Source organism: Halorubrum trapanicum (genome assembly GCF_017873555.1).
Classification (GTDB): domain Archaea; phylum Halobacteriota; class Halobacteria; order Halobacteriales; family Haloferacaceae; genus Halorubrum; species Halorubrum trapanicum.
This window is the reverse complement of the sequence record NZ_JAGGKE010000001.1, coordinates 236,381-260,115: the sequence shown is the minus strand read 5'-3', so window position 1 is coordinate 260,115 and position 23,735 is coordinate 236,381. Positions and strand designations below refer to the sequence as shown.

Genomic DNA, 23,735 nt, shown 5'->3' with positions numbered 1-23,735 from the left:
CGGCTCAGGCGGACTCGACGGTGTCGGTCCGCGAGCGGTGGCCACGAACGGCCCCGTCCTTCAGTTCGCGGGACAGGGCCTCGAGGCGGTCGGCCACCTCGTCCGTCGAGAGGTCCTCCGCGACCCCCTCGGCGACGGTGTCGACGAGCGCCGAGCCGACGATGATCCCGTCGGCGCCGCCCGCGACGATCCGCTCGGCGTGGTCGCCGGTCGAGATGCCGAACCCGACCGCCTTCGGCACGTCGTACTCGCGGAGCCGGTCGAGGCTCTCCGTGGTCTGGTCGGAGACGTCGTCGCGGGCGCCGGTCGTCCCGAGCCGCGCCTGGACGTACACGTACCCCGACACGCGGTCCATCAGCCGGTCGAGGCGGTCCGCGCGCGTGGTCGGCGCGACGATGAAGACGAGGTCCAGTCCGAACTCGTCGCACGCCTCGCGGAGCGGGTCCGCCTCCTCGGCCGGGAGGTCCGGGACGACGAGTCCCTCGATGCCGGCCGCGGCGGCGCGCTCGACGAAGGGACGCGGACCGGTGCTCGCGGCTTCGCCGCTCGCGTTCGAGGCGCTCCGTGCCTCGCTATCCCCATACTGGTATATCAGGTTATAATACGTCATACAGACCAGCGGCGCCTCGACGTCCAGCTCCGCCGCGAACGCGAAGAACCGGTCGGGCGTCATCCCCGCGTCGAGCGAGCGGACGAGCGCCTCCTGGATCGTCGACCCCTCCGCGATCGGCTCGGAGAAGGGGAGTCCGAGCTCTATCACGTCGGCGCCGCCGCGGTCGAGCGCCTCGACGTACGCCTTCGAGGACTCGTAGTCCGGGTCGCCGACGACGAGGTACGGGACGTAGGCGGGACCGTCGGCGAACGCCTCGGCGATGGCCGCGGAGTTGCCGGTGTCCGCCATTCAGATCCCCCCCGTAAACATCGACATGTCCGGCGCGTTCGCCACGTCGCGCTGGTCGGTCTCCTCGATGGCGGCGTCGAGGTCCTTGTCGCCGCGCCCGGAGACGTTGACGACCACGCGCTCGCCCAGCTCCTCGTGGTGGTCTTCGAGGAACCCGAACGCGTGCGCCGTCTCCAGCGCGGGGATGATCCCCTCCGTCGAGGAGAGACGGTGGAACCCCTCCAGCGCGGCGTCGTCGTCGACCGCGACCGGACGCACGCGCCCCTCGTCGACGAGGTACGCGAGCTCGGGACCGACCCCGGCGTAGTCGAGTCCGGAGGAGACCGAGTGGCTCTCCATGATCTGCCCGTCCGAGTCCTGAAGGAGCTTCGTGCGAGCGCCGTGGAGGACGCCCTCCTCGCCCGCGTACAGCGACGCGGAGTTGGGCGCGACGCCCGCCTCCTCGTCGACCTCCAGCGTCGAGCCGCCGGCCTCGACCGCGTGGAGCGCGACCGACTCGTCGTCGACGAAGTCGGCGAACGCGCCCATCGTGTTCGAGCCGCCGCCCGCGCAGGCGACCACGTCGGTCGGGAGTCCGCCCGTCTTCTCGACCACCTGCCCGCGGGCCTCCTCGGAGATGACGGCCTGGAAGTCGCGGACCATCACCGGGAACGGGTGCGGCCCGACGATAGAGCCGATCACGTAGTGAGTGTCCTCAACGGTGGCCGCCCAGTCGCGCATCGTCTCGGAGATGGCCTCCTTCAGCGTGCCGCGGCCCGTCGTCACCGGCTTCACCTCCGAGCCGTTGAGCTTCATCCGGAACACGTTGGGGCGCTGGCGGTTGATATCGCGCTCGCCCATGTAGATCGTACAGGGCATGTCGAGGTGCGCCGCCGCCATCGCGGTCGCGGTCCCGTGCTGGCCGGCGCCCGTCTCCGCGATGATCCGCTCTTTGCCCATGTACTTCGCCAGGAGGACCTGCCCGAGCGCGTTGTTCAGCTTGTGCGCGCCGCCGTGGAGCAGGTCCTCCCGTTTGAGGAACACCTCCGTGTCGTAGCGCTCCGAGAGCCGGTCGGCGCGCTGGAGGGGCGTCGGCCGGCCGCCGAACTCCGCGAGTCGCTCGCGGAACTCGTCCATGAAGCCGTCCTCGTTGTCGAGGACGTAACGCTCGTAGGCGTCGGTCAGCTCCTCGATCGCGGGCATCAGCGCCTCGGGAACGTACTGGCCGCCGTACCGGCCGAACTTCCCGTCGTCGCGGCCGCGCTCGCGGCCGGGGCGTCGCGCCCGCTCCGTCTCCTCCGTCGTCCGCGTGTCGGTCTCGCTCATGTGGGTGTCTCCGTGGTGTCTCGGGTGTCGCTCCCGCCGTTCGCGTCGTCCTCACCGTCGCCCTCGCCGTCGTCCGCGACCGCGCCGCCGTCGTCCGCCTCGGCCCGCACCAGTTCGCGCGTGTTCGCCTCGACGTCGCCGTCCATGATGGCGCTCCCGACGAGCAGGGCGTCGGCGCCCGCCGCGCGCATCCGCCGGACGTCCGCGGGCGAACCGATGCCGCTCTCCGCGATCAGCGTGACTTCGTCCGGGACGTGGGGCGCCACGGACTCGAAGGTTCCGAGGTCGACGGCCAGCTCCGCGAGGTCGCGGTTGTTGATGCCGATCGTCGTCGCGTCCGCGTCGAGCGCGCGCTCCAGCTCCTCGCGGTCGTGGACCTCGACGAGCACCTGAAAGCCGCGGTCGCGGGCGGCCGCGAGCAGGTCGCCGAGGTCGTCGCCGACGAAGCGGGCGATGAGCAGGACGACGTCGCTCTCGACGGCGTCCAGCTGCGCCTCGTCGACGACGAAGTCCTTCCGGAGGACCGGCACGTCGACGGCGTCGCGCACGCGGTCGAGGGTGTCGACGCTCCCCCCGAAGTGCTCCGGTTCGGTGAGCACGCTCAGGGCGGCGGCCCCGCCGGCGACCATCCCCTGCGCGAGCGCGACCGGGTCCTCCTCGCGGGTCCCCTCGGTCGTCGGGCTCGTCGGCTTCACCTCGGCGATCACCGGGACGCGCCCGTCCGCCTCGGCCCGCTCGAACGCGGCGGCGAGGTCGCGGGGAGCGACCGAGACGGTCCTGCCGACCTCCGCTCCCGGTCCCCCGTTCGCGCGCTCTCGGGCGGCGGACAGGATCGACCTGACCGCCGGCGCCAGCTCGTCTGGATCGTCCATTACTATACACTAATGTACGTATCTGTTCATAAGGCTTGCGGGGACCGCGCCGCTCGACCGGAACCCGCACTCGCGGCGCGGAGCGGTCTCGCGGCCGGTATCTTAAGTGATCGACCCTTCGAATGAAGGTATGAGTCTATCGGGTACGTCCGGCGTTTTCGCCCGGGAGTTCGACGAGATCGGCCGCGCCGTCCAGGTGGGGTTCGCCGGGGGTCGCGTCATCTCGGTGTCGTTCCCCGCCGAGCCGCCGGCGGACGCCGGGGACGATACCGACCTGCTGGACCGGATCGGCGCGTACCTCGACGGCGAGCGCGACGAGTTCCCCGAGGTCGCGCTCGGGCTGACGGTCCCGACCGACCAGCGAGAGGTGTTGGAGTCGCTCCGGAGCGTGCCGTACGGCGAGGAGGTGTCGGTGAGCCGGCTCGCGCGGCTCGGCGGATTCGACCCGGACGACGCAGACGATCTGGAGACCGTGACGGGCGCGCTCGCGGACAACCCGATCCCGCTCCTGCTCCCGGACCACCGGGTGAGCGGCGGCCCGTACGCGACCCCGGGCGATGTGCGGAGCGCGCTCCGGCGCGTCGAAGGAATATAAGCGGGCGGCCCGGCCCGGATATCGACCGATCAGATATCGAAGTCGGGCGTGTCGAACGCGCCCTCGTCGGCGTCGACGTCGTATCCCTCGATTCCGGTGAGCGCCAGAGCGAGCGTCGCCTCGGCGTCCCAGCGCCCCGTGTTGATCACCAGGTCGTAGATGGAGCGGTCGCTCAGGTCGATCCCGTAGTAGGACTTGTAGCGCTGCTCCTCGATGACCTCGCGGACCTGCATCTCGGAGGTCATCTCCGCGCGCTCGGCGGTTCGGTCCGCGCGGACCTCGTCGGGCGCGTCGAGCCAGATCCGGAGGTCGGCGCGGTTGCCCGCGATCCAGCCCGCGAGCCGCGACTCCAGCACGAACGCCTTGTTCGCGGTCCCCCACTTCTCGGCGATCCGGCGGAGGCGCTGATCGAGCGCGCGGTCGATCTCCTCGGACTCGCCGGTCTCGGCGATGAGCTGCGAGAGGCTCATGTCCCGCTCGGCCGCGATCTCGCGGAACAGCTCGCCGCCGGAGACGTAGCCGCAGTCGAGCGCCTCGGCGATCCCCTCGACGAGCGTCGTGGCGCCGCAGCCCGGCGGGCCGGAGACGGTGATGAACAGGTTTCGATCGATCCGTCTGTCGGGCTCCGGCGAGGTGCCGCTCATGCGTGTTGCGCCACGGAAGCGCGGCGGATAAACGGGTCGGTTGCGCGAATTTCCGCGGAGCCGACGGACTGGGGTCGGTTGCGCGAATTTCCGCGGAGAATCGACGCAACCGATTTCCCTTCCCGAACCCTCGTGATCGGCGTGAGCGAGTCCACGGACCGCGGCGACGAGGCGGCCGCGCGGGCGCTCCTCCGGGACGCGGTCGAGCGCGGCGCGTTCGCGGACCCCGACTTCGACCCGGAGACGGTCCCGCTCGGCGACGCCGACGTGCTCGCGCGGCTCTCGCCGCCGGTCCGTCGCTGGTGGGTCGAGCGGTTCGGCGGGTACGTCGCCGAGAACGGCGGCTTCTTCACGCCCCCGCAGCGGGAGGCGATCCCCCACGTCGACGACGGGGAGAACTGCCTCGTCGCCGCGCCGACGGGCAGCGGGAAGACGCTCGCCTCCTTCCTCGCGGTCCTCGACGACCTCTTCGCGCGCGACCGCGCCAGCGAGTTGGAAAACTCCGTCTACTGCCTGTACGTCTCGCCGCTGAAGTCGCTCGCGAACGACATCGAGCGCAACCTCGCGACCCCGCTCGAAGGGATCGGCGAGGCGATCGCCGCGGCCGACGCCGAGGAGAGTGACGCGGCCGCGACCCGCGATAGCGACGCGGACGCGACTCCCGAGGAGGTCGCGGACGACGACTACGAGCCCGGCGTCAGGCAGGCGATCCGCCACGGCGACACCTCGAAGGCGGACCGGCAAGCGATGCTCTCGGAGACGCCGCACGTCCTCAACACCACGCCGGAGACGCTCGCGATACTGCTCAACTCGCCGAAGTTCAAGGAGAAGCTCCGGACCGTCGAGTACGTGATCGTCGACGAGATCCACTCGCTGGCCGCCAACAAGCGCGGCACGCACCTCTCGGTGTCGCTGGAGCGGCTGACCGAATTGGCGCGGAACGGCGGGAAGGAGGAAGTCGAAGCGGAACCCGACCACGAAATCACCCGGATCGGCTGCTCGGCCACCGTCGAACCGCTCGACGGGATCGCCTCGTTCCTCGTCGGGCGCGACCGCGTCGACGGCGCGGTCGGCGACGTCGACGGGTTCGAGACGCGCCCCTGCGAGGTGGTCGACGCGCGGTTCGCTCGCGAGTTCGACCTCGAACTCCGGACGCCCGCGGCCGACCTCATCCACACGCCGCGGTCGGCGGTGACCGACCGGTTCTACGAGTCGCTCCGCGACCTGATCGAGTCCCACGAGAACACGCTCGTGTTCACGAACTCGCGGTCGGGCGCCGAACGCACCCTTCAGGAGCTCCGCCAGCGGTTCGACTACGACGAGTCGAACTCGGGCTGTCACCACGGGAGCCTCGGCGAGGCGCAGCGCACGCGCGTCGAGGAGGGGCTGAAGGCGGGCGACCTCGACGTGGTCACCACCTCGACGAGCCTCGAACTCGGCATCGACATGCCTCACCTCGATCTGGTGGTCCAGGTCGGCTCGCCGAAGTCGGTCGCCGCGCTGCTCCAGCGCGTCGGCCGCGCGGGTCACAGCCCGGGGGAGACAGTCGAGGGCCGGGTGTTCGCGCTCGACCGCGACGAGCTGATCGAGTGCGCGACGCTGCTCGCGCGCGCCGAGGACGGCTTCGTCGACCGCGTGTTCCCGCCCGAGGGCGCCTACGACGTCGCCGCCCAGCACGTCTACGGGATGGCGATAAACCGGGTCCGCCCCGACCGCGAGGTCCGGGAGGTGCTACGCCGGGCGCACCCGTACCGCGACTTCGACGACGCGGCCTACGAGCGGCTGTTCCGATATCTCACCGCGGACTACGACGGACTGGAGTCGAAGAACGTCTACCCGAAGGTGTGGCGCGACGCCAACGACCCGCCGGAGGGCGACCACCACCACCCGGAGTACCCGGTCGGCGAGACCCTCGTCGGGAAGCGCGGGCGGCTCGCGCGGGTCATCTACATGACGAACGTGGGGACGATCCCCGACTCGTTCACCTGCGACGTGTTCACGCGCGACGACCAGTGGGTCGGCACCCTCGACGAGTCGTACCTCGACACGCTCGACTCGGGCGACGTGTTCGCGCTGGGCGGCGAGCGGTTCGCGTTCCGCTACCGCCGCGGCTCGAAGGTGTACGTCGACCGGACGAGCGAGCGCCCGACGGTCCCCTCGTGGTTCGCGGAGCGCCTCCCGCTGTCCGCGGACCTCGCCCGCGAGGTGCTGGCGTTCCAGGCCGAACTCCTCGACCGGCTGGCCGGCGACGGCCCGAACGCCGGCCCGGCCGCGGTCCGCGCGTGGCTCCGCGAGTTCCCCCTCGACGAGAACGCGGTCCGCGCGCTCGCCCGCATGTACGACGAGCAGGTTCGGTACGCCGGCCTCGACGGCGTCTCGACGCCCGACCGCCTCGTCGTCGAGGAGGAGCTCGACCGGGACGAGTACAAGCGCCGGTTCTACGTCCACTCCGTCTACGGCCGGCGGTTCAACGACGGCCTCTCGCGGCTCGTCGCGGCCGCGGTCGCGAACCGGACCGACGCCAACGTCGCCGTCGCGGTCGCGGACCGCGGGTTCTCGCTCGCGCTCCCCCTGAACCGCAAGGTCGACGTGGCGGGGATTCTGTCCGACCTCGACCCGGAGACGGTCCGCGAGGACCTCCGCGAGGCCGTTCGGGGGACCGACCTGCTCCAGCGCTACTTCCGGATCGACGCGGGGCGCTCGCTCATGATCTTAAAGCGGTACAAGGGGTACGAGAAGTCGGCCGCCGAACAGCAGGTGTCCGCCGAGATGCTGCTGTCGTTCGCGGCCGACCTCGAAGGGTTCGCCGTGTTAGAGGAGACGTACCGCGAACTGTTGGAGGACCGCCTCGACGTCGAGGGAATCCGCGATGTCGTCAGGCGGATCTCGACGGGCGACCTGTCGGTCGAACACCGCGTCGTCGACTCGCCCAGCCCGCTCGCGTTCGGGCTGGCGACGCTCGTCGACTCCGACACCGTCATCGCCGACGACGAGTCCGCCGTCCTCCGGGAGTTCCACGCCCGCGTGATGGAGGAGATCGGCGAGGAACCGCGGACCGCCGAGAGCGGCGAGACCGGCGGCCGCGACGCCGGACCGCCCGCGGACCGCCGACCGGACTGAGACGGTCGATCACGGCCGAATCGGCTCTGTCGGGAGCGGATCGGGGAGCCCTTCCAAGACCAGCGTCGTGTAGTGGAGGAAGACCGCAAGCGCCGCGATCGACAGCAACAGCAGGAACAGCAGGATCAGCCGCTCGTCGCTGCGGACGACCGCGGCGGTATCCGCGAGAAACGCCGTCCGCGGGCGACGTTCGGTCATCGGTCCGTCGTTGCGTCCGCCCGGTTAAAAATAGCCTGTGGAGCGGTGTCGGTCGGCGAATCGGTCGGATGTCGGCGACTCGATCGGATGTCGGCGACTCGATCGGATCGATCTCTCCGGCTGCGACTCCTCAGTCGTCCGATGGAGACGCCTGAGACCGCCTGAGCGGCTCGCCGTCGACCGGTTCGTCGGGATTCGCGTCGACGGCGGCCTCGCTCAGCCCGAGCCGCGCGTCGACGTCGACGTCCTCGCGCACGTGGACGGTCCCCCGGTGGACCGCGATGGCGTCCGCGAGGTGGAGCCGCACCGCGTCGAGTAACACCTCGGCTTCGAGGGGTTGCCCGCGGCGCTTGATCTCGGCGACGTCGGCGCCCGGCGGCACGTCGAAGGCGCGCTGCGCGATGATCGGTCCCTGATCGAGGTCGGTCGTGACGTAGTGGGCGGTGACGCCCGCGACGCGGACGCCCGCGTCCTTCGCCTGCCGGTACGCCTCGGCGCCCGGGAACGCCGGGAGCAGCGAGGGGTGAACGTTGACGATCCGGCCCTCGTACCGGAAGACGACCTCCGGCGAGAGGATCCGCATGTAGCGGGCCAAGACGATCAGGTCCACGTCGTACTCGGTCAGCAGGTCGAGGAGGCGTCCCTCGTCCGTGTTTCCGTTGCCGTCGCCCACGTCGTAGAACGGCTTATCGTAACGCTCCGCGAGCGACCGGAGGTCGCCGCGGTTGCCGATGACGACCGGGATCTCGGCCTCCTCGCCGTCGTCCGCGAGGTCACCCCGCGCCTCGGCCTCCAGCAGCGCCTCGGGCGCGTGCGTCTCCTTCGTGACCAAGAGCGCGACCCGGCGGGCGTCGCGGTCGCTCGGGAACCGGACCTGGATGTCCACGTCGAGCTCGCGGCCGAGCTCGGCGAGCGCGCGGCGGAGCTCGCCGCGGGAGGTATCCATCTCCGCGGTGTCGACGCGGGTCGTCATCCGGAAGACGCCCTCGCGGACGGCCTGATCGAGGTCCTCGATGTTGATTCCCCGCTCGAACAGCAGCGAGGTGACCCGCGCGATGAGTCCGGTCTTGTCTCCTCCGACGACCGTGATCTCGGTCAGTTCGCGGGTCATGCGACGATCACCTCCGCGGGTTCGAGCGGCTGCATACACCCTCTCCAACGGTCGGAGGGGTTTGCCCCTTTCGTTCCGTGCGGTCCCTGCCTCCCGAAGGATCGACCAATACCTATCCACGAATGTGCGTATAAGCGGCGTTCCAAAACGGTTTTTACACACGACTCCGCACCAACAGGTATGACCGCGTACACGGCGACGGTGACGGTCCGGCTGAAGCGGGGCGTCCTCGATCCGGAGGCCGAGACGACCCAGCAGGCCCTCGAACGGCTCGGGTTCGAGCTGTCCGACCTCCGCTCGGCGGACCGCTTCGAGGTGGACCTCGACGCCGCCGACGCAGGCGAGGCCGCCGACCGCGCCGACGAGATGGCCGAGCGGCTGCTCGCGAACCCCACGATCCACGACTACGACGTGGCGGTCGCGGAGCGATGACGGTCGCCGTCGCCGAGACGACGCCGATCGTCACCGGCGCGAGCGGTGCCGGCGGAACCGCCGCGGCCGTCCACGCGAGGTGGGCGGCGTGACGGTCGCCGTCGTCCAGTTCGGCGGCTCCAACTGCGACCGCGACGCCGTCCGCGCGCTGGACCACCTCGGCGTCGACGCAGAGCGCGTCTGGCACGAGGACGGGCTCCCCGACGACGCCGAGGGGATCGTCCTCCCCGGCGGGTTCTCCTACGGCGACTACCTCCGGGCCGGTGCGATGGCCGCGCGCGCGCCGATCATGGACGAGGTCCGCGCCGCGGCCGAGGAGGGCGTCCCCGTGATCGGGATCTGTAACGGCGCGCAGATCGGCTCCGAGTCGGGGCTGACGCCCGGCGCGTTCACCACGAACGCCTCCGCGCGCTTCCAGTGCGAGCCGGTCCGCCTGCGCGTCGAGCGCGCGGACACGCCGTGGACCGCCGCCTACGGCGAGGGCGACGTGATCGAGGTCCCCATCGCGCACGGCGAGGGGCGCTTCGAGATAAGCGACGAGGCCCACGCCGACCTCGTCGACGACGACCGCGTCCTCTTCCGCTACTGCGATGCCGACGGCAACGTCACCGACGCGGCCAACCCCAACGGCTCGACCGACAACGTCGCCGGCGTCCTCGGCGAGCGCGAGACGGTCGCCGTGCTGATGCCGCATCCCGAGCGCGCCACCCTCCCGGACCTCGGCCGGAGCACCGACGGCGCGGGAATTCTGGCGGCGTTCGCCTGACCGGATCCCCGAGATTACCGCGCTCGCTCCGTCTCCCCGATCGGATCCGATCCGGCGATCGGTCCCGTGCCGGTCTCGTCGACTCCCTCGCCCTCCAGTTCGCGTTCCAGCGCCCGTTCGAACTCCGCCTCGGTGAGTTCGCCCGCCGCGTACCGGCGCTGGAGGCGCTCGACCGGATCCTCGTCGGTCTCGGTCGGGCGCGCTCCGCCGCCGGTCTCATCCTCGAGGGCCCGAATTCCGACGACGCCCACGACGAGCAGCGCCGCGACGGTGAGCAGCGCGACGAGGGGGAACACGACCATCGCACCGCCCATCCCGCCCGCCATCCCCGAACCGGCCATACCGCCCATCAGCGGCGCCACAGCTGCGGTTTCGAGAACGATCATGTGCGATAGTCACACGTCTATGAATAAATACTCCGCGGGCGTTCGCGGGTCGCGAGACCGCGTCCCGTCTCGGATCGACATCCCGAACACGTCCGAGAAACCGCTCCGCCCCAACGATTTTTGCGCCCGGCCGCCGAATCGACGGGAGTGAACGCACGCCACATCGACCACGTCAACCTCCGGATTCCCGAGGACGGCGCCAACGAGGCCCGCGAGTTCTACGGCGAGAAGCTCGGGTTCGGGATCGAGGACGCGCTGTACGCGGCCGGCGAGAAGCCCTTCTTCGACGTGCGGCTCTCGGCGACCGCGGTGATACACCTGTGGCCGACCGACGAGTTCGAGCGGCCGACGAAGACGAACTACGACCACGTCGCGGTCGTCGTCGAGGAGTCGGTCGACGAAATCGAGAGCGAACTGGCGGACGCCGGCGTCGAGATCGAAAAGACGCTGGACTCGCCGCTCGGCGCGACCGGCGAGGCGGGCGCGGTGTACGTCCGCGATCCGTTCGGTTACCGTGTGGAGCTGAAGGCGCGGGTGTGAGGGCGGAAACGTGCTGCCGGCTCCCGACCGACTTCCCCCGAACCAGTTCGCCTCGCCGAGCAACCCTCGCCCCGACGCGGCCGTTTAAGACCCCCGAGCGACAGGGTCGAATATGAGCGAACAGCAGCCGAGATCCGACGACGATCGACGTCGCCGCCGGGAGGACGCGGACCGATTCGCCGGCGAAAAAGACGAGAGCCTGCGGAGCCGCGACGTGACCGAGGGACCGGATAAGGCGCCGCACCGCGCGATGTTCCGCGCGATGGGGTTCGACGACGAGGACCTCTCCTCGCCCATCGTCGGCGTGCCGAACCCCGCGGCCGACATCACGCCGTGTAACGTCCACCTCGACGACGTGGCGGACGCCGCGCTCGACGGCATCGACGCCGCGGGCGGGATGCCCATCGAGTTCGGGACGATCACCATTAGCGACGCCATCTCGATGGGGACCGAGGGGATGAAGGCGAGCCTCATCTCGCGGGAGGTCATCGCCGACTCCGTCGAGCTCGTCTCCTTCGGCGAGCGCATGGACGCCCTCGTGACTGTCGCGGGCTGCGACAAGAACCTCCCCGGGATGATGATGGCCGCGATTCGGACGGACCTCCCGAGCGTCTTCCTCTACGGCGGCTCGATCATGCCCGGCCAACACGAGGGCCGCGACGTGACCATCGAGCAGGTGTTCGAGGGGGTCGGCACGTACGCGCAAGGGGACATGGGCGCCGACGAGCTCGACGATTTAGAGCGCAACGCCTGTCCCGGCGCCGGCTCCTGCGGCGGGATGTTCACCGCCAACACGATGGCCTCTATCTCCGAGGCGCTCGGGATGGCGCCGCTCGGATCGGCCTCGCCGCCCGCCGAGGACGAGGCGCGCTACGCGGTCGCCGAGCGCGCGGGCGAGCTCGCGATGGACTGCATCGAGAACGACCGCCGCCCCTCGGACATCCTCTCGCGGGAGTCGTTCGAGAACGCGATCGCGGTCCAGACCGCGATGGGCGGGTCGACCAACGCGGTCCTCCACCTGCTCGCGCTCGCGGGCGAGGCCGACGTCGACCTCTCGATCGAGGACTTCGACGAGATCTCGCGGCGCACGCCGAAGATCGCGAACCTCCAGCCCGGCGGGAGCCGCGTGATGAACGACCTCCACGAGGTCGGCGGCGTGCCGGTCGTGCTCCGACGCCTGCTGGAGGCCGACCTGCTCCACGGCGACGCGATGACCGTCACCGGCCGCACCCTCGCCGAGGAGATCGCGGCGTTGGAGGAACGAGGCGAACTGCCCGACGACGACGAGATCGAGGCGGACTTCCTCTACACCGTCGACGACCCGAAGGAAGAGGAGGGCGCCATCAAGATCCTCGACGGGAACCTCGCGCCGGACGGCTCGGTGCTGAAGGTGACCGGCGACGACGAGTTCTACCACGAGGGGCCCGCCCGCGTGTTCGAGAGCGAGGAGGACGCGATGGAGTACGTCCAGTCGGGCGGTATCGAGTCCGGTGACGTGATCGTCATCCGGAACGAGGGCCCCCGGGGCGGTCCCGGGATGCGCGAGATGCTCGGCGTCACCGCCGCCGTCGTCGGCGCGGGCCACGAGGACGACGTGGCGCTGCTCACCGACGGCCGCTTCTCGGGCGCTACCCGCGGTCCGATGATCGGCCACGTCGCGCCCGAGGCCGCTGTCGGCGGCCCGATCGGACTCATCGAGGACGGCGACCACGTCACCGTCGACATCCCCGAACGCGACCTGTCGGTGGACCTCTCCGACGAGGAACTCGACGAGCGCCGCGAGGCGTGGGAGGCGCCCGAACCGCCCTACGAGGGCGGCATTCTCGCGAAGTACGGCCGCGACTTCGCCTCCGCGGCCGACGGCGCGGTGACGAACCCGCGGCTCACGCGCGACTTATAAAGGAGACGAGCAGCTGTCTTGCTTCGAATTTAAAATATGCTGTGGCGCGTGCCTGCGAGGCCGCCTTGCGGCCGAGCAGCACGCGCGAGGTCGCCGGCGCTACGCGTCGGCTGCCAGAGAATCTTCGATTCTCGCTGGAGTCAGTCGGCGGAGCGAAGCGGAGGCGACTGACGAGGTTGGGGAGGTGTGAGGTGCGGTTGCTGTGCGGGGCGGGACTCAAAGGGGCAGTCGCGAGGACGGCGCAGACGACGTAAGCACCGCAGGAACGAGCGAAGCGAGTGACGAGGAGCGCAACGAGTGTGCGCCGTCCTCGCGACTGGGGCTTTGGAGGTGTCTGCTGCCGATCCGTCAGTGTAGGTTTATAAGCGATCGACTGGGGGTTTGGAGGCGTTTGTCGTCGATCGCCGGTCAATCACTTATAAATGAGAGTCGAGAGATTTGGCGGTGTTCTCCGTAGTACAGTCGATCACGTACCAAAGAGGATATCAATAAATCCGAGGTTCTACGCCGAGAGCCACTCGGATTACGCCTCGTTCGTCCCGCCGTCGGTCTGTGCGGTCTTGACCGACTCGGCGCACCAGACGTTGCTCCGGCGACCCGCACGCGACAGTTCCATCTTGACCACCGACCCGACCGGTAGGTCCGCGACGCGCTCGCGTGCGTCCTCGTCGGCGTACTCGACGACGTGGTACGTCTCGTTGCGCGGATGGGCACGTACCGTGGTACAATCATGATCGTTCTGTGCTGAAATGACGGTGTACGCGTTCGATTGTGACATCTTATCTCGTTATTCTTGGACACCCTACTTCAATTCTCCGTATATCCACTACGGACGTAATCGAAGTCGTAATACGAATATAAGGTCTTGAAGTTCTGAAACTATCGGGCGGAGTCGGGGACTGTCGTTCGGCAGAATCACCATACCTATTTCCGGCGGCGGCGAAGGCCGACCATGGACCGAGGCGACGGGCTGGACGGCGAGACGATCGCTGACGGCGAGATCGGGCCGGACAGCGTGACGGACGCGAACGGCGAGACGGACGTGAACGTCGCGGAAGACGCGGACGGCGAGACGGACGCGGACGCCGGCGGCGTGGCGCTGTTCGTCGACGGTCCGAACGTGTTGCGCGAGGAGTTCGACGTCGACCTCGACGACGTGCGCCGGGCCGCCGAGGCGGAGGGACCGCTGGTGACGACCCGGCTCTACCTCGACGAGCACGCGACGCCGGGGCTGATTCAGGCGGCCGAAGCCCGGGGCTTCGAGGTCGTGGTCACGAGCGGCGACGTGGACGTGAAGCTCGCGGTCGACGCCGCGCGGTTCGCGGCCGAGGGCCGGATGGACACGCTCGCTATCGCCTCCCGCGACACGGACTTCAAGCCGGTCGTCGAGACCGCGAACGGCTACGGGATCCGGACGCTCGCCATCGCGCCCGGCGAGTTCGGGCGCTCGGACGCGCTCCGCAACGCCGCCAACGGCTCCGTGACGCTCGACGGCGACGAGAACGAGGCGGCCGAAAGCGATGACGGTGATGCGGGTGCCGAATCGGCCTCGACGCGATAAGGATCGGAACACGGTGTCCGCGGTAGTATTTTATAAGTGAATGGCGAGTCGGCGTCGAACACCTCCAAAGCCCCAGCCGCGGGGAGGCCGCACACTCGCTGCGCTCCTCGGTCGCTCACTTCGTTCGCTCCCTGCGGTGCTTACGTCGCCTGCGGCCTCCCCGCGGCTGCCCCTTTGAGTCCCGCCCCGCACAGCAACCGCACCTCACGCCTCCCCAGCCTCGTCGCTCGCTTCGCTCGCGACTCCCTCGCACGCGCTCTTCGCGGTCGCCAGTGGCGACCGCTCGGAGGCGCGCGCCGACCCCATCAGCCGTTTAAATAGTCGCTGCCGACAGGCAGACTCACCGCCCTTTGCCCCGCCGGATCCGTCCTACAAGCAGCGCACCGACTCCCCCCGCGAGTCCCGCGACGCCGACGAGAACGACCCCGGTCGCGATCCCGCCGTAGCGTGCGGCCGCCGCGTCGACCCCCACCCGGATCCAGCCGAGGTTCGGCACCGCGAACAGCGCCTTGCCGGCGATCCACTCCTCGGGGACCACCGGCGCGATGCCCGCGCTCTGGTCGTACAGCTCGTTCGCGTCGCCGTGCGTGACGTACCCGTCGTACGGCGCGGGACAGGTCGAAAGCTCCGCGCAGTCGGCCGCGAGGAGGTCCGGGTCGGCGCGCTCCGTCCAGTCCTCGCCCGCGTCGACGGGGAACGCCAAGCGGTGGAACACCGGTCTCCCCCCGGCGCCCGGAACGGTGTAGACGACCACGTCGCCGGTCCCGCCGAGCCGCGTCGGCGCGTCCGGGTCCGCGGCGGTCGAGAGGTCGCCCCACGGCGCCCGGTCGGTCGCGGTGACGACGACGAGGTCGCCGCGCTCGACGCCGGGGGTCATGCTGCCGCTCTCGACCGCGACGAACGGCGGCCACGTCCCGACGAGCGCGCCGAGCAGGACCGCGATCAGGAGGACCGCGACCGCGGGGGCGACCGCGCCGGTGCGATCGGGACGGGGACTGCTCACGCCCGATGGAGGGGACGGCGCCCGCTTGAGGCTGTCGCCCGAGTCGGTCGTCGGTCGCAGCCGACCTCGACCGCATCGGGCCGCGGCCGTGGGGACCGCCGATGGCACAACACCTTAGGCTCGTCCCGATGAGGTGCGAGTATGTCCGATCGCCTCCCTCCGCTCCACGACGCCCACGACGCGCGCGGCGCCAAGTTCACCGACTTCGGCGGCTGGCAGATGCCCGTCGAGTTCGACTCGATTCAGACGGAACACGCCGCGGTCCGCGAGTCCGTCGGCGTCTTCGACGTGTCGCACATGGGCGAGATCGAGGTGGCCGGCCCGGACGCGACCGAACTGATGAACCGGCTCACGACGAACGACGTGCGCGCGCTCGACCCCGGCGACTCCCAGTACGCCGCGGTCACAAACGAAGAGGGCGTGATGCTCGACGACACGGTCGTCTACCGGCTCCCAGACGGCACCGCGGCGGGCGCGGCGGCCGCGTCGCTCGCGGACCTCGAAGCGACTCACGACGGCGACCTCGACGCGCCGAGCGGCGACCCAGCGTACCTCTTCGTGCCGAACGCGGGCCACGACGGGCAGATGTACGACCGCTGGACCGTCCACCGCGACGAGTGGGACCTCGACGCGACCGTCGCGAACGCTACCGACGACTGGGCGATGCTCGCGGTCCAGGGTCCCGACGCCGCCGCCGCGCTCGACGAGTCTACGCCCCGCGACCGCGTCGTCGACCTCTCGAAGTTCGAGGCGACGACGGCCGCGGTCGCGGACACCGAGAGCTGGGTCGCGCGCACCGGCTACACCGGCGAGGACGGCTTCGAGGTGATGTGTCCCGCCGCCGCGGCCGAGACCGTCTGGGAGGCGTTCGTCGACGCGCCCCGCGAGGCGCAGCCGTGCGGACTCGGCGCGCGCGACACGCTCCGCACCGAGATGGGGTTCCTGCTGTCCGGACAGGACTTCGACCCGGAAGACGAACCCAGAACCCCCTACGAGGCGCGGATCGGCTTCGTCGTGAAGCTCGACACGGAGTTCGTCGGTCACGACGCCTTAGAGGCCCAGAAGGAGCAGGGCGTCGACGAGAGGTTCGTCGGCGTCCGCCTCTTGGAGCGCGGCGTGCCCCGGGGCGGCTACGCGGTCACCGACGGCGACCTCACCCGCGTCGGGAAGCTGACCTCGGGGACGATGAGTCCGACCCTCGACGAGCCGATCGGACTGGGCTACCTCCACGAGACGTACGCCGACGCCGGCACCGAGGTGAGCGTGGTCGTGCGCGGCGACGAGAAGCGCGCCGAGGTCGTCATCCCGCCGTTCCTCGATCGGTGAGATCCGTCACCAAGTCCCGAATACCCTTCATGGGACCGGCCTGAGAAGCGCCGGTATGGCGCCGACCGATCCCGCGAGCGACGCGACCGGGGTGTTCTGACCAGGGTGTATTGACCGGCGAGGGGCCGAGTCGGACGCCGGCGACCGCCGGCCCGACTCGCTCCGCGATTCCCCGGACCTACTCCCCGACCGTCTCCTTCCGCTTTTCGACCACTTCGACGTCCGAAATCCGCGTGTCCGGGTACCCGCCGTCGGCGTCCTTCTCGGCCGCCTTCACCATGTCCCAGACGGTGTTGAGTCCGGTCGTCACGCCCTCCAGCGCCTCCATCTCACAGCCGGTCTTCCCGGTGGTCTCGACCGCGACGGTCAGCTCGATCCGGCCGTCGCCGACCGCGAACTCGGTGTCGACGTTCGTGATCGGGATCTGGTGGCACATCGGGATCGTCTCCCACGTGTGTTTCACGGCCTGAACAGCGCCGATCCGGGCCGTCGCGAGCACGTCGCCCTTCTCGACCGCGTCGGTCTCGACCGCGGCGATCGTTTCGGGGGTCAGTCGGATCTCGCCGCGGGCGACGGCGCGCCGGCTGCTGTCGGGCTTCGCGCCGACGTCGACCATCTGGACGTCGCCGGAGTCGTCGGTGTGGGTCAGCGCGTCCGCGCTCCCGTCGGCGGACGCCGCGCTCGCTCCGTCGGACTCGGCGCTCCCCCCGGCGTCGCCCCCGCGTCCCTCGTCACTCATTACGCATCGCCTCCGGCAGCCGGTCGGGTAAGTCCGTCGCCACCAGTCCGGCGCCGTTCGCGTCCGCGGCGGCGTCGCCCGCGCGCCCGACGGCGTACGCGCCGACCGCGGCCGCGCGGAAGGGATCGGTCACGGCCGCCAGCGCGCCGACGGCTCCCGCCAACACGTCCCCGGTCCCGCCGACGGTCATCCCGGGGTTGCCGGTGCGGTTCAGCCGGGTCTCGTCGCCGTCGGCGATCACGTCGACCGCGCCCTTCACGAGCAGCGTGTGGTCCAAGTCGGCCGCGAACTCACGGACCAATTCGGAGCGCTCGTCGGGATCGTCGGCCGTCTCGCCGCCCATTCCGACGAGCTCGCCCTGATGCGGCGTACAGATCAGGTCGGCGTCGGTGTCGACCTCGGGGACGACCCGGAGCGCGTCGGCGTCGACGACGGCGCGTCCCTCGTAGGTCGTCAGGAACTCGCGGACGAACTCCCGGGTCCCGTCGCCATCTCCGAGACCCGGACCGAGGACCACGGTGTCGGTCCCGGCCGCGAGCGACGCGACCCGCTCCGCGTGCGACGGGCCGACGCGGTCGCCGGGGAGCGCGCGGACGATGAGGTTCGGAGAGAACCCCTGGACCTCGCTCGCGACCGACTCCGGACAGGCCACGCGGACGAGGTCGGCGCCCGCCCGGAGCGCGGCGAGCGCGGACAGCGTCGGCGCCCCCGTGTACGGTCCCCCGCCGACCACGAGGACCTCGCCGTTCTCCCCCTTGTGGGAGTCCGGGTCGCGGTCGAGTCCGAGGAGGTCGCCGGGACCGGTGAACCGCTCCGCGGCGGCCGGGATCCCGATGTCGGCGACCGTGACCGCGGCGTCCAGCGCGGTCAGCCCGGGCTTCTCATCGTGGAACGTCACCACGCGGTCGGCGTCGACGGCGACGGGGCCGCTCGCCGTGTCCGCGTCGCCGTCCCCGTTTCCCGTCGGTTCCCCCGTGTCCGCGTCGATTCCCGACGGAACGTCGACCGCGATCACCGTCGCGTCGCTCGCGTTGATCGCGGCGGCCGCAGTCCGCTCCGGCTCGCGGAGGTCGCCCGAAATACCGGAGCCGAGCATCGCGTCGACGATCACGTCGGGGTCGTCGCCGGCGGCGCCCTCTGGACCGGTGAGATCGAAGTCGCGCGAGTCGGTGACGGTGGCTGCCGGGATCGCGGCGTTTCCGAGCGCCGCCCAGTTCTCTCGGGCGATGTCGGTCCGGATCGTCTCGGGGCGGCCGAGCAGCTTGACCGGTGTCTCGTACTCGGCGAGGAACCGCGCCGCGACGAGGGCGTCGCCGCCGTTGTTCCCGCGGCCGCAGACGAGCGCGACGGTCGCGCCCGGGTCCGCGACGGCTCGCACCTCGCGGGCGACCGCGTTACCGGACGACTCCATCAGCTGCTTTCGGGGCACGCCGAGCGCGGCCGCGTTGGCGTCGACGGCCGCCATGCGGTCGGTCGTGATCATGCCCGACAGTTCGGGCGCCCGGGGATTAAGCGGGCGGGGTCCGATCGCCGAGGACTCAGGCGGGGTCCGACTGCCGAGGACTGCGCCGGCGAGGCCCGGATCCGCCCGGCCTCCCGGCGCCTCTCCCAACGCCCGCACCGCTTCGCGAAATGAAAATGTTGAAGCGGTCAGGTGGTGAACTCCGCAAATAACTGTGGTATCGGCACTACCCGTCGGCGCGACCGCCTCGGTAACGCCCCCCGCGGCCGACGCACCCGGTTCGGCACCCGACGCACCCGGTTCGGCTCCTCCACTCCGCGTCCGCCGCGGCGACCGCGGGCGACCGCGACCGCTCGACCGTCAGACGCCACCATGAACATCGGATTTTTCACCGACAGCTACTTTCCCGGCATCGACGGCGTCACGTACACCATTCAGGCGTGGCGCGACCGCCTCGAAGCGCGGGGCCACGACGTGTACGTCGTCTACCCCGCGAGCAGCCACGAACCCGACGACCACGAGATCCCCGTCCGGTCGCTGCCGAACCCGTTCTACCGGCAGTACCGCTTCCCGACCTACCGCCGCCTGTCGACGCTCCCCGAACTCGACGTCGTCCACTGTCACGGTCCCGCGTCGACCGGACTGATGGGACTCCGATACGCGAAGCGGTACGGCGCGCGGTCGGTGTACACCCACCACACGCCGGTCGAGGACTACTTCGTTCAGGGGCTCAAATCCGAGCGCCTCGCCGGTCTCGTCGGGAAGGCGTACGTCGCCTACGAGAACCGCTTCCTGAACGCGTTCGACTGCGTCACGGCCTCGACCTCGCGGATCCGGCGCGACGTTGAGTCGTATCGACTGCCGGTCGGGATCGAGATGGACCGGTTCCGGCCTCGGGAGAACGCTCGGGTGGCCGCGCTCGCCACCGACGGCGGCCCGACCGCGGCCGACGCCCCGGTGGTCGGGTACAGCGGGCGGATGACCCACAAGAAGAACGTCGACGAGATCCTCCGGCTCGCGGAGCGGCTGCCGGAGGTGCGGTTCGAACTGGTCGGCGAGGGACCGGTCCGCGCGAAGCTGGAGTCCGACGCGCCAGCGAACGTCCGGTTCCACGACTTCCTGCCGCGGGATGACCTCCCCGACTTCTACGCGGCGATCGACGTCTTCGTCACCGCGTCGACCTGCGACACGCTGGGCCTCTCGACGCTGGAGGCGAACGCCTGCGGCACCCCGGTCGCCGCCGCGGACGTGGCGCCGTTCGACGAGACGATCGGTCCGGAGAACGGCGCGCGGTTCGCGCTGAGCGACCTCGACGACATGGAGTGGGCTGTCCGCGACTGCCTCGAGGGCGACAGGGACACCCGCGGGGCGGTCGAGCGGTTCTCGGTGTCCGAGACGATAGACGAGCTCGAGTCCATCTACGGGGTGCCCGCGTAGATGGGCGCGGACAACGTCGACGCGTTCCAGCGGCTCGTCTTCTCCGTGCCCCGGCTCCGGGTTCAGGCGGCGGCGCTCGTCCTCCTCAGCGCGGTCTACGGGATCGCCGCGTTCTCGGGAATCTGGCTTTTCACGCCGTTCGATCCGGACCCGTCTCGGATCGTTCCGGTGGCGGCCCTCATCTTCCTCGTCCCGTTCCTCGTCGCCGCCGAACTGTTCCCCCGCGTCCTCGACGGCTACCCGCGGTCGTGGAGCTACTTCCTCGCGCTCACCTCGCAGTTCGCCCTGTTCGTGTACGCGCTGGTCCTCTCCGGCGCGGACAACGTCGGGAACGCCTGGAGTATCATCTGGCTGAGCTTCATCACGCTGTACCTGATCAACATCTTGGTGCTCGTCGTCTCGACGGGTATCGACCGCTCCGACCGGATCCTCCTCGTCTCGCTGACCGAACCGGGACTGCTCATCGCGGCCTTCTACGCGCTTGGCGGCAGCGACTTCGGCTTCTCGACGTACCGACACGTGTTCGCGTTCGCCTCGCTGCTCATCGCGGCCGGCTTCCTGGTGTTGATCCTCCTCGTGGTCGACTACCTGATCAAGAGCAACACCGACGTCTCCGCGTTCGCGCTCACCTCGGGCCTCCTCCGGAACGATCGGGAGTCGCTCGACCTGGGCGTCGAGGCCCGCCCCGCCGTGGAGACGTTCGCGGTCGACAACGGGAGCCGGCTCACGGTCGCGGCCCCGTGGGTCCACCCCGGTCCGCTCGGCGGGTTCGGCGGCGGGCAGCTGAGCGGGAACCTCATCGACGCGCTCAACGGCGACGGCGAAGCGAGCGAGGGCGCCGCGGCCGACGGCGGCTCCGAGGGCACCGCCGACGGCTCGGCCGGGTTCTTCTTCCACGTCCCGTGTACGCATAAGGAGGACCTCTCGAACCCCGAGGACGCGGAGCGGATCCTCGACGCGGTCGCGGAGCCGGACCTGACCGAGCGCGCCTCGCGGCTCGTCACGGAGTCGTACGGCGACCGTGAGGGGTACGCGGACGTGCGGTTCCACGGCCGCCGGATCGGTGACAAGGAGGTGATAGTCCTCCACGGCGAGGGGATCGACGACTACGACACCGGCGTGTTCATGCGCGACGTCGACCACGACGAGGTGCTGCTGATCGACCAGCACAGACACGACATCCAGAATGGTCCCGACGCCGAGATCCAGTACGGCTCCGCCGCGGCCGACCGACTGAAGCGCGCGTTCGACGACTTCCGCGACCGTCTCGCGGAGGCCGAACTCGCCGCCGGCTACGCCGCCGGCTTCGAGGTGACGCGGACCGGGCAGAACGCGCTGGCGCTGGTCGAGTCGGTCGACGGCGAGGAGGTGCTCTGGATCGGCGTCGACACGAACGGACTCACCCCGGACGTGCGGACGACCGCCGACGAGTACCGCGAGGAGTTCGACGAAGTGATCCCCTTCTCGACTGACACGCACGCGTCGATCCACGAGCTGGCGAACGCCCGCGAGTCCGACATCGACGCCATCGAGCGCGCGGTCGACCGCGCCGTCGACGACCTCTCGCCCGCGACCGTCGGACTCGCCAGCCGCCGGACGGAGCCGGTGAAGCTCCTGAAGAACGACTACAACGGGCTCGTGTTCAGTGTCAACATCCTCATCCGGCTGACGATCATCTCGCTCGTGACGCTGTACGCGCTGCTCGTGTTGTGGCTGTTCTTCTGAGGGGCCGCCGCTCGCGACCGCGGACCGGCGGCAGTCGCCCGAGCGTTTTTGTCCTCCCCCCGTGATCGCGAGACGTGTCCTCGAACGCCCTCCTTCCCGGCACGGGCCGGACCGCTACCCGCGCTCTCGGGGCGGTCGCGGTCGCCCTCGCCGCCGCATCGCTCCTCGTCGTCCTGCCGTGGGAACCGATGCGGACCGCCGGACGATACGCGCTCTGGGCAGGTCTCGTCGCCGTCGCGCTCGGCGCAGCGGGGTACGTCGGCCGGTACCGGGGCGGTCTCCTCGTCGGCTGGGTGTCGGTGTTCCTCGCCGCGGTCTGGATCTATGTGGTGCCGCCGCTCGCGGCGCTCGTCCGCGGCGACGCGACCGGTGCCGGCGGCTACGCGGTGCCGCGCCCGTCCGTCGTCGGACTCGACCCGCGCGCAGAACTCCTGACCGGACTGCGGATCGGCCCAGTCGTCGCGCTCGTGCTCGCGCTCACGCTCGGGAGCGCGGCGTTCGCGCTCGGCGTGGCGCTGCGTCGGCGCTCGGTGCGGTAGCCCGACGGGTCGCGGAGCCCCCGACTCACTCGAACGCCCTGACGCCCAGCGCGGAGGCCGACGCGCCGCCGACCACCATCGGGAGCCAGTAGACGGCGCCGCGGAAGACGAGGACCGCGGCGGTGATCGCCGACGCGGCGACGCCGGTCGTGGGCACGAGCAGGCCGACGAGGGCGGCCTCGATACCGCCGAGGCCGCCGGGGAGCGGCGTCGCGCCCGCCACGTACGACAGCGGGACGACGAAGACGGGGATCAAAGGGGAGATCGGGTGACCGACCGCGGCGAACGCGGCGGTGAGCGCGGCCGCCTGAAAGAGCCAGCCGACGAGCGAGAGCGCGACGATCCCGAGGAGTCGCGGCCGGTCGGTGCCGACGCGCTCGATGTCGGCGAAGAAGTTCCCCAGCCGGTCGGCGAGCCCGGCCTCGATCGTCTCGGCGTCGAACCGGTCGAGACGCCCGAGGAACGGGCCGATCGCCCCCGGGACGCGGTCGACGACCGCCACGCGGTAGCGCCAGACGAACGCGATCGCCGTGACGATCCCGGCGATCAGCGCGACCGCGCTCGCGACGGCGAACCCGACCCGGTCGCCGACCGCGGTGGTGGCCGCGTACGAACCCACGCCGAGGAACACGAGCGACACGGAGGGGACGACGTTGAGCACGTCGACGCTCGCGATACCGACGAGTCCCGTCTCGTATCTGGCTTCGCCGACCTTCGAGATGAGCGCCGCGGCGACCGGCTCGCCGCCCGCCTGCCCGAACGGCGTGACGTTGTTCGCGAAGGCGGCGCCGCTGTACACGAGGAACGCGGTCCAGACGGACAGCTCGACGTCGAGCGCGCCCAGCACGGCGCGTAACATGAGGCTCCACGCGACGAGCCAGCAGAGACCGAGTCCGGCGGTCGCGGCGACGAGGACCGGGTCCGCGGCCGCGAGCGCGTCGACGACGCGCTCGACCCCGACGACGACGAAAAGCAGCGCGAGGAGGACGACCGCGCCGGCCGCCCCGAGGATCAGCGCGCGTCGTTGTGGGCCTTCCATAGACGAGGTGACGCCGTAGCGAACTTGAAACGTCTGCTTCGCGTCCGCCGGGCGGCGGTCCCTCAGCGGCGACCTGACCCCGGCGGGAGCCGCCGTTTCGGTGCGAGCGAATGAGAATACATACGTACCGGCGG

At 70.5% G+C, this 23,735-nt stretch carries 23 protein-coding genes; 11 read left to right on the top strand and 12 right to left on the bottom strand.

Going from position 1 to position 23,735, the window contains the following annotated elements; genetic code table 11:
* Positions 1-4: 4 nt before the first annotated feature.
* Genes trpA through trpC form a run of 3 tightly spaced genes read right to left on the bottom strand, consistent with a single transcriptional unit; the run spans position 5 to position 3,078 of the window.
* Positions 5-901 carry a tryptophan synthase subunit alpha gene (trpA, locus tag J2744_RS01285; RefSeq protein WP_209543438.1) on the bottom strand — a complete coding sequence of 299 codons (897 nt, stop codon included), beginning with the start codon at positions 899-901 and terminating at the stop codon, positions 5-7.
* Positions 902-2,206 (bottom strand): tryptophan synthase subunit beta, encoded by a 1,305-nt coding sequence (gene trpB / locus J2744_RS01280; RefSeq protein WP_209543436.1) that lies wholly within the window; start codon positions 2,204-2,206, stop codon positions 902-904.
* Positions 2,203-3,078, bottom strand: coding sequence for an indole-3-glycerol phosphate synthase (gene trpC / locus J2744_RS01275; RefSeq protein ID WP_209543434.1), 876 nt, complete (start codon positions 3,076-3,078; stop codon positions 2,203-2,205). The genes trpB and trpC overlap by 4 nt, the downstream gene beginning before the upstream one ends.
* A gap of 130 nt (positions 3,079-3,208) precedes the next feature.
* Here trpC and J2744_RS01270 point away from each other — a divergent pair, with 130 nt between their 5' ends.
* Positions 3,209-3,673: an MGMT family protein gene (locus J2744_RS01270; RefSeq protein WP_209543432.1), complete on the top strand. Its 465-nt coding sequence runs from the start codon at positions 3,209-3,211 to the stop codon at positions 3,671-3,673.
* A gap of 29 nt (positions 3,674-3,702) precedes the next feature.
* On the opposite strand, the gene cmk is transcribed toward J2744_RS01270, so the two are convergent.
* Positions 3,703-4,317: a (d)CMP kinase gene (gene cmk, locus J2744_RS01265; protein WP_209543431.1), complete on the bottom strand. Its 615-nt coding sequence runs from the start codon at positions 4,315-4,317 to the stop codon at positions 3,703-3,705.
* 132 nt (positions 4,318-4,449) lie between these two features.
* Between cmk and J2744_RS01260 the strand changes: the two genes are divergently transcribed.
* The gene (locus J2744_RS01260) at positions 4,450-7,437 is read left to right on the top strand and encodes an ATP-dependent helicase (protein ID WP_209543429.1); all 2,988 of its coding nucleotides are present in this window, start codon (positions 4,450-4,452) and stop codon (positions 7,435-7,437) included.
* A 9-nt stretch (positions 7,438-7,446) separates the two neighbouring features.
* Here the strand turns inward: J2744_RS01260 and J2744_RS01255 are convergent, their stop codons facing one another.
* Together J2744_RS01255 and J2744_RS01250 are read right to left on the bottom strand one after the other, a co-directional pair.
* The gene (locus tag J2744_RS01255) at positions 7,447-7,635 is read right to left on the bottom strand and encodes a hypothetical protein (protein WP_209543400.1); all 189 of its coding nucleotides are present in this window, start codon (positions 7,633-7,635) and stop codon (positions 7,447-7,449) included.
* A gap of 130 nt (positions 7,636-7,765) precedes the next feature.
* Positions 7,766-8,746: a formyltetrahydrofolate deformylase gene (locus J2744_RS01250; protein ID WP_209543398.1), complete on the bottom strand. Its 981-nt coding sequence runs from the start codon at positions 8,744-8,746 to the stop codon at positions 7,766-7,768.
* A gap of 180 nt (positions 8,747-8,926) precedes the next feature.
* Here J2744_RS01250 and purS point away from each other — a divergent pair, with 180 nt between their 5' ends.
* Together purS and purQ are read left to right on the top strand one after the other, a co-directional pair.
* Positions 8,927-9,178: a phosphoribosylformylglycinamidine synthase subunit PurS gene (gene purS, locus J2744_RS01245; RefSeq protein WP_209543396.1), complete on the top strand. Its 252-nt coding sequence runs from the start codon at positions 8,927-8,929 to the stop codon at positions 9,176-9,178.
* An 88-nt stretch (positions 9,179-9,266) separates the two neighbouring features.
* Complete coding sequence (gene purQ / locus J2744_RS01240) at positions 9,267-9,944, top strand: phosphoribosylformylglycinamidine synthase I (protein ID WP_209543388.1); 678 nt, start codon at positions 9,267-9,269, stop codon at positions 9,942-9,944.
* 14 nt (positions 9,945-9,958) lie between these two features.
* On the opposite strand, the gene J2744_RS01235 is transcribed toward purQ, so the two are convergent.
* Positions 9,959-10,330 (bottom strand): SHOCT domain-containing protein, encoded by a 372-nt coding sequence (locus tag J2744_RS01235; RefSeq protein WP_209543385.1) that lies wholly within the window; start codon positions 10,328-10,330, stop codon positions 9,959-9,961.
* Between the two features lie 147 nt (positions 10,331-10,477).
* Here J2744_RS01235 and J2744_RS01230 point away from each other — a divergent pair, with 147 nt between their 5' ends.
* Together J2744_RS01230 and ilvD are read left to right on the top strand one after the other, a co-directional pair.
* Positions 10,478-10,870 carry a VOC family protein gene (locus tag J2744_RS01230; RefSeq protein WP_209543383.1) on the top strand — a complete coding sequence of 131 codons (393 nt, stop codon included), beginning with the start codon at positions 10,478-10,480 and terminating at the stop codon, positions 10,868-10,870.
* A 112-nt stretch (positions 10,871-10,982) separates the two neighbouring features.
* Entirely contained in the window at positions 10,983-12,770 is a 1,788-nt protein-coding gene (gene ilvD / locus J2744_RS01225) for a dihydroxy-acid dehydratase (protein ID WP_209543374.1), read from the top strand.
* A gap of 523 nt (positions 12,771-13,293) precedes the next feature.
* Here ilvD and J2744_RS01220 read toward each other — a convergent pair.
* Positions 13,294-13,548 carry a hypothetical protein gene (locus J2744_RS01220; RefSeq protein ID WP_209543371.1) on the bottom strand — a complete coding sequence of 85 codons (255 nt, stop codon included), beginning with the start codon at positions 13,546-13,548 and terminating at the stop codon, positions 13,294-13,296.
* Between the two features lie 174 nt (positions 13,549-13,722).
* Between J2744_RS01220 and J2744_RS01215 the strand changes: the two genes are divergently transcribed.
* Positions 13,723-14,331, top strand: coding sequence for an NYN domain-containing protein (locus J2744_RS01215; RefSeq protein WP_209543369.1), 609 nt, complete (start codon positions 13,723-13,725; stop codon positions 14,329-14,331).
* A gap of 340 nt (positions 14,332-14,671) precedes the next feature.
* Here J2744_RS01215 and J2744_RS01210 read toward each other — a convergent pair whose 3' ends face one another.
* Positions 14,672-15,334 carry a S26 family signal peptidase gene (locus tag J2744_RS01210; RefSeq protein ID WP_209543360.1) on the bottom strand — a complete coding sequence of 221 codons (663 nt, stop codon included), beginning with the start codon at positions 15,332-15,334 and terminating at the stop codon, positions 14,672-14,674.
* Between the two features lie 141 nt (positions 15,335-15,475).
* On the opposite strand from J2744_RS01210, the gene J2744_RS01205 reads away from it, so the two are divergent.
* Entirely contained in the window at positions 15,476-16,660 is a 1,185-nt protein-coding gene (locus J2744_RS01205) for a glycine cleavage system aminomethyltransferase GcvT (protein ID WP_209543358.1), read from the top strand.
* Between the two features lie 178 nt (positions 16,661-16,838).
* On the opposite strand, the gene moaC is transcribed toward J2744_RS01205, so the two are convergent.
* Positions 16,839-17,399: a cyclic pyranopterin monophosphate synthase MoaC gene (gene moaC / locus J2744_RS01200; RefSeq protein ID WP_209543356.1), complete on the bottom strand. Its 561-nt coding sequence runs from the start codon at positions 17,397-17,399 to the stop codon at positions 16,839-16,841.
* Positions 17,392-18,882, bottom strand: coding sequence for an NAD(P)H-hydrate dehydratase (locus J2744_RS01195; RefSeq protein ID WP_209543352.1), 1,491 nt, complete (start codon positions 18,880-18,882; stop codon positions 17,392-17,394). The genes moaC and J2744_RS01195 overlap by 8 nt, the downstream gene beginning before the upstream one ends.
* Before the next feature lie 351 nt (positions 18,883-19,233).
* On the opposite strand from J2744_RS01195, the gene J2744_RS01190 reads away from it, so the two are divergent.
* The 3 genes from J2744_RS01190 (at position 19,234) to J2744_RS01180 (ending at position 22,562) form a co-directional block, all read left to right on the top strand.
* Positions 19,234-20,298 carry a glycosyltransferase gene (locus tag J2744_RS01190; protein ID WP_209543350.1) on the top strand — a complete coding sequence of 355 codons (1,065 nt, stop codon included), beginning with the start codon at positions 19,234-19,236 and terminating at the stop codon, positions 20,296-20,298.
* Positions 20,299-22,023: a DUF2070 family protein gene (locus J2744_RS01185; protein ID WP_209543348.1), complete on the top strand. Its 1,725-nt coding sequence runs from the start codon at positions 20,299-20,301 to the stop codon at positions 22,021-22,023. It abuts the gene before it with no gap.
* A 74-nt stretch (positions 22,024-22,097) separates the two neighbouring features.
* Positions 22,098-22,562 (top strand): hypothetical protein, encoded by a 465-nt coding sequence (locus J2744_RS01180; RefSeq protein WP_209543345.1) that lies wholly within the window; start codon positions 22,098-22,100, stop codon positions 22,560-22,562.
* A gap of 25 nt (positions 22,563-22,587) precedes the next feature.
* Here J2744_RS01180 and J2744_RS01175 read toward each other — a convergent pair whose 3' ends face one another.
* Entirely contained in the window at positions 22,588-23,601 is a 1,014-nt protein-coding gene (locus J2744_RS01175; protein ID WP_209543343.1) for a lysylphosphatidylglycerol synthase transmembrane domain-containing protein, read from the bottom strand.
* Positions 23,602-23,735 lie beyond the last annotated feature (134 nt).